Source organism: Bacillus sanguinis (genome assembly GCF_018332475.1).
Taxonomy (GTDB): Bacteria; Bacillota; Bacilli; order Bacillales; family Bacillaceae_G; genus Bacillus_A; species Bacillus_A sanguinis.
The window spans coordinates 1-4,818 of record NZ_BOQB01000309.1; the positions used below are offsets into that span (position 1 = coordinate 1).

A 4,818-nucleotide genomic window follows, 5' to 3' on the forward strand; every position below is an offset into this window, starting at 1 on the left:
TTACTAAATTTCATTTAATAAAAAAGCATGTGTGAAAAAATTCAAACATGCTTTTTTATTATTTATATACTCGTAATTAAATTATATTTTAGCACTATTTAACAAAAAAATTTCCCTTCACACCTTTACAACTTTTGAATTTGAACATTTATATTCTCCTTACTTAATCCACCATGATAACAAACTACAGATTCAATATCTAAATTTAAATACTTTTTCAAAGACTGCTGTGCTTCTTTAATATTTAAAGTTGTTGGGGTGTGAATTCCTCCTAACTTTCCATTCACACTATACATCGAGTCTCCTGCAATAAGAGTTTTACTTTGTTTCAAATATAAACTAATATGCCCCGGCGTATGCCCTGGAGTATGTAGAATTAGTATCCCACCGCAATACGAAAGTTCTTGCCCGTCAATCACAGTATTACTCACTTTTCCTTTTGGTGGATTCTCAATTTTTCCATCCTTCAATAAAGGTAAATCTCCCTCAATATATGGCTTATCTAACTCGTGCGCATAAACTTTAATATTACTTCCACAGCGTTGCAATAACTCCGGAAGACTACCTATATGATCTATATCCTGATGCGTCAAAATCACCACTTTTAACTTATCAAATGATACCCCAACCTTTTCCATCCCTACTTGTATATCTTCAAATTGTCCAGGAAAACCAGTATCTATTAAAACTGCCATTTCATCATCCCATAAAAGAATTGGGTGAATAATAAATTCTTGAAACTCAAGTTGTAACATTTCTACCCCTTTAGCAATCTCCATATAGCAACTCTCCTTTATACTGAAGTTTGAAGATATGTACGATTAAACTGGAAATATAAAGCTCTACTATCTTATAATATGTTTTGTCATGCCAACAGAAAACGCCTGAAACCCTATAGATTCATAATAAGATTGCAATTTTTCCACACACATAAGTTGGGGAATAACCTTGTTTTGTTCACAGTGCTGGATTAATCGTTCTACTATTTCTTTTCCAATACCAATGTACTGATACTCTGGCAATACACAAACACCACAAATAACGCCCGTTATTACACCATCTGATATAATACGCCCCATTCCTACTAACTTCTTATCATCAAATGCATAAATTGCATACCAACTTTGGTTACACATTTGTTCCAATTCATTAACCGTTAATTTAAGAGAATTCCATCCTAAAGATTCGTATACAGTTAATAATCCATTGAAATTTGTTGGGTGTTCTATTGTGTAATTTATACTATTATTCATGTAAATACTCCTAACTCTATCGATTGTTTATATTTTATAAAAAGGGTAATTTTATAAAATATAAACAAACTTCCATAACAACAATATAATTCCTTCTCAACATAAAATAAAAAGAAGCTAACTTTTCCTCAGTTAACTTCTTTTATATAAATCCATCATTATATTATTAACCAAAAATCATACAACTACAGACGATCAGGACAAACAACACTAATAAACTGTTTGAGAAATAACCCATATAATACTACCCCTTTATTTCATTATGTTTTAGATTTTACCATAATTTTTTTTACAGCATAATAACTGAAAAAGACATTGTATTCATTAGTTAAATATACTAGGTAATATTTAATTTTAATCATAGACTACTTTATAGATACTTATCCTATTACGATAGTTCACATAACTTCAAAAGAATAAGTGCATATATAAGATCACAATTTATCTAAGGCTTCTTTACTTATTTTTCAACTGTGCTAATTGATAACTTACGATTTCCTCAAATAAATGTAATACCTTCACAAAAAGAGTATTCACTACTATTACTCTAATCATTCAAAACTCTCCCTGTAATGTATTTAAGCTCTATCCTCATTTATATTAATATCTTTCTTATTCGAAAATAGATTTTTAAAAATCCCTACCCCTACAATTAATAGAACAATTCCAATTAATTTATTTATTTGTAAGGGAACCCTCTCTATTCCAAATAATCCAAATGTATCAATGCATAGAGCAACAACTAATTGAGTAATAAGACTAATGAGCACCGTATACGCTGGTCCTAAACTCTTGATTGCACCCATGATACAAATAATTAAACCGATGCCAAACAATCCACTTACATAAAACAAGTAATTTGTAGTATACACTTTAATGCTAATACTGTTTTCTGCAATAATATAAAATAGAATAGAACTTATGAGACCTATTCCAAGAACACATGTTGTTGTTAACCACTGTCCTACATTTTCATTTACCTTTGCGTTAAAAACAGATTGTACGCTAATTAATATTCCTGCTACTATAGCTAAACTAAATCCAATCATACTCCCTCTCCCCTTTTCATTGCTCATATATATTATTTTTAGCAACTTCCTTCATTCTCAAAAAATCTTTAATTACAATAACTCCATTGTTCTTTTCAATTAATTTCTCTTTATAAAATTTTTGTAAAACCCGAATTACATGCCTATAACTTACACCTATAAAATCCGCAATACTTGATACAGAAGTCGCATCCAAATCTTCTTTATACATATTCCCGTTACTGTCAGTGGAAATAGAAAGTAAATAACTTGCTACACGTACTTCTACTGGATAAAGTAAATTAAGAGCTGTAAAACGAGTCGATATTTTTAATGTGTTCGCAATGTTTTCAAGTAAGAAATTCATTAATTTAGGATGTTGTAATAACTTATTTCTAATAACCATATGAGAAATAGAGATTGCTATAACTTCTGAACAAGCTTCAACAGCATTATGCGCTTTACTATTTTGTATGAATTCAATATCACCAACAACCGCCAATGGATTAATAAAACGAAGGATCAGTTTCTTTCCCTCTGGTGTAATCGTGTAAACTTTTACTTTACCTTTAACAACAAAATATAAACGATCCATTTCATCATCTATATTGCAAATAAGCTCACCTTTTTCATAATGATTTAATTGAAAATAAGCTGTATCTATTTCTGAAAAAGCCTCAAGCTTTTTATTTGTTTTTAAATAATGAATAATTAAATCTGATCTATTCTCCACTTTCGTTTCCCCCTTTCATTTACATATTAAATACAACAATACCTATAATCATTACTATTGTTCCCACAATATGATATCTCTCCATCTGTATCTTTTTCATTTGAAATAATCCTTTCATCTCAATAAAAGTTGCTGTTAACAATTGTGCAACCATAAGTGTACCTGCTGTCAATGTAACTCCTAGTGAATATATCGCCAGCGTTTCCGCACAAATAATTAATACACCAAATGCACCCGCTGCTAAATATATTTTTTTCACACGCTTTAAATCCGTTACTTTCTCTTCTTTCTTTAACAAAAATATTGTTGTTGCAATAAGGAATCCAATAAAATGCGTAATAATACTCGTCGACCATATACCAATATGTGAACTAAGTTTCGCATTAAATGTGCCTTGAAGTGTAATAAATACGCCAGCAAATACAGCAAATACAATGCCTTTCAAAAAATCATCTCCTAATCTTTTATTTCTGACTTAATTAAAAGCTATAATCCTATATAAGCAATAGGACAAATGTCACAACAACTAAGAAAATAACTGCGAATGCCCACAAAAAAACACACCTCAAAATATTTGAGATGCGCTTTTATTTTTTATTTATATATATAATTTTAGTAATTACAACTACGCTACATTAACAGATTTCTTCTTCAAAACAAACTTTGCAAATAAGAAACGCACAAGCGGTCCCATAATAATTAATTGCAACGGATAAGCCATAATGAAATTTTTAATAAAAATTGAAAAATATATTGAAACAAATGAGTCCCCTTGTAGCCCACCATGTAAATGCATCATAATCATTCCGAAAAATGACATAAAGAACACCATTCCGATTACCATTGCTGTCGCCATGGCAATAATAATATTTATTTTCTTTAATTTATCAAACGGTAGCATGAATACAATTTTTTTCGCACAAGGTCCAACAATACTTATTTCAATTAATAGCGCAATAATAAATCCAATTAATAGTTCTAATGCAATCTCCTTAATATGAATTGGCCCTCCTGATCCATTCATTAGTAAATTGTAAAACGTCATTACGATAACCATCCCAAGGCACATCATCATACCAAATTGGAGGTTTTCCTTTCTTGTTGTTGGCAAAATTCATCATCCTTTCTCTTTGAGTCTTTGTCATTATATCGATATTGAAAACCCCTTCGTAAGTGAACATTTTGTGAACAATTTTAAAGCGCTTCCATATATTTTCTTTATTTTCTACTCAAATTCTCACTTTTACTTATAAAGGTTATATATATCGCGATGTTGAATTACTAAATTTAACGTTGCATTACATTATTACTAGGAGGATACCCATGAATGAAGCAGCATTTTACGCATATCACATCGTAACAAGGAGAAAAATGAATATCGGACAAATCATTCATTTTAACAAAAATCAACATAATACTCTATATCACTTCTTTTTTGAAAAGGAACAATTAAATGCTAGTGGTGAAGATGGCATGAAAATTATAAATAATCACTATAAAAATGAAGAATTACATATAAATAATGAAAATGCTCCAGTCGTTATGAATTACATGGATCAAACAATTAGAGCCATTAGAGAAACGATTGTGGAAATGGTTAGACTACAAGAATATCCTAATTATCCGTCAAGATTGTCTTGTTTATATGCTGCTAAAAGCTATGAAGATGCTTTAAAATGGAAAGCATTATTTGATTCTTACAATCGAGAAGCTTTACAAATTGTTAAAATACGAGTAATTGGAAGTTCTTTTGAAGGTGACGGTAACCTTTTACCGAAAGAAGATGGGATTCCTTTCTCTCAAA

Annotated in this window: 7 protein-coding genes; 1 reads left to right on the top strand and 6 read right to left on the bottom strand. The window is 30.1% G+C overall.

The window, feature by feature from the left end:
- Positions 1-125: 125 nt before the first annotated feature.
- From KI369_RS24655 to KI369_RS24680, 6 genes are all read right to left on the bottom strand, one after another.
- Positions 126-779, bottom strand: a complete 654-nt coding sequence (locus tag KI369_RS24655; protein WP_144611324.1) for an MBL fold metallo-hydrolase — start codon at positions 777-779, stop codon at positions 126-128.
- 66 nt (positions 780-845) lie between these two features.
- Positions 846-1,253, bottom strand: coding sequence for a GNAT family N-acetyltransferase (locus tag KI369_RS24660; RefSeq protein WP_212957872.1), 408 nt, complete (start codon positions 1,251-1,253; stop codon positions 846-848).
- A gap of 578 nt (positions 1,254-1,831) precedes the next feature.
- Entirely contained in the window at positions 1,832-2,302 is a 471-nt protein-coding gene (locus KI369_RS24665; RefSeq protein ID WP_212957874.1) for a DMT family transporter, read from the bottom strand.
- Positions 2,303-2,318: 16 nt separating this feature from the next.
- A complete protein-coding gene (locus KI369_RS24670; RefSeq protein WP_212957876.1) occupies positions 2,319-3,014 on the bottom strand; it encodes a Crp/Fnr family transcriptional regulator in 696 nt (231 codons plus the stop codon).
- Positions 3,015-3,033: 19 nt separating this feature from the next.
- Positions 3,034-3,459, bottom strand: a complete 426-nt coding sequence (locus KI369_RS24675) for a DMT family transporter (RefSeq protein WP_144611321.1) — start codon at positions 3,457-3,459, stop codon at positions 3,034-3,036.
- A gap of 180 nt (positions 3,460-3,639) precedes the next feature.
- Positions 3,640-4,125, bottom strand: coding sequence for a DUF2798 domain-containing protein (locus KI369_RS24680; RefSeq protein WP_212957878.1), 486 nt, complete (start codon positions 4,123-4,125; stop codon positions 3,640-3,642).
- Positions 4,126-4,337: 212 nt separating this feature from the next.
- Here KI369_RS24680 and KI369_RS24685 point away from each other — a divergent pair.
- The coding region (locus KI369_RS24685; RefSeq protein WP_212957880.1) for a DUF2441 domain-containing protein at positions 4,338-4,818 on the top strand (481 nt) is incomplete at its 3' end.

Bases quoted from the DNA above. Each gene is read 5' to 3' on its own strand.
- KI369_RS24660 (WP_212957872.1), bottom strand. From the start codon at position 1,253: ATGAATAATAGTATAAATTACACAATAGAACACCCAACAAATTTCAAT.
- KI369_RS24665 (WP_212957874.1), bottom strand. From the start codon at position 2,302: ATGATTGGATTTAGTTTAGCTATAGTAGCAGGAATATTAATTAGCGTA.
- KI369_RS24655 (WP_144611324.1), bottom strand. From the start codon at position 779: ATGGAGATTGCTAAAGGGGTAGAAATGTTACAACTTGAGTTTCAAGAA.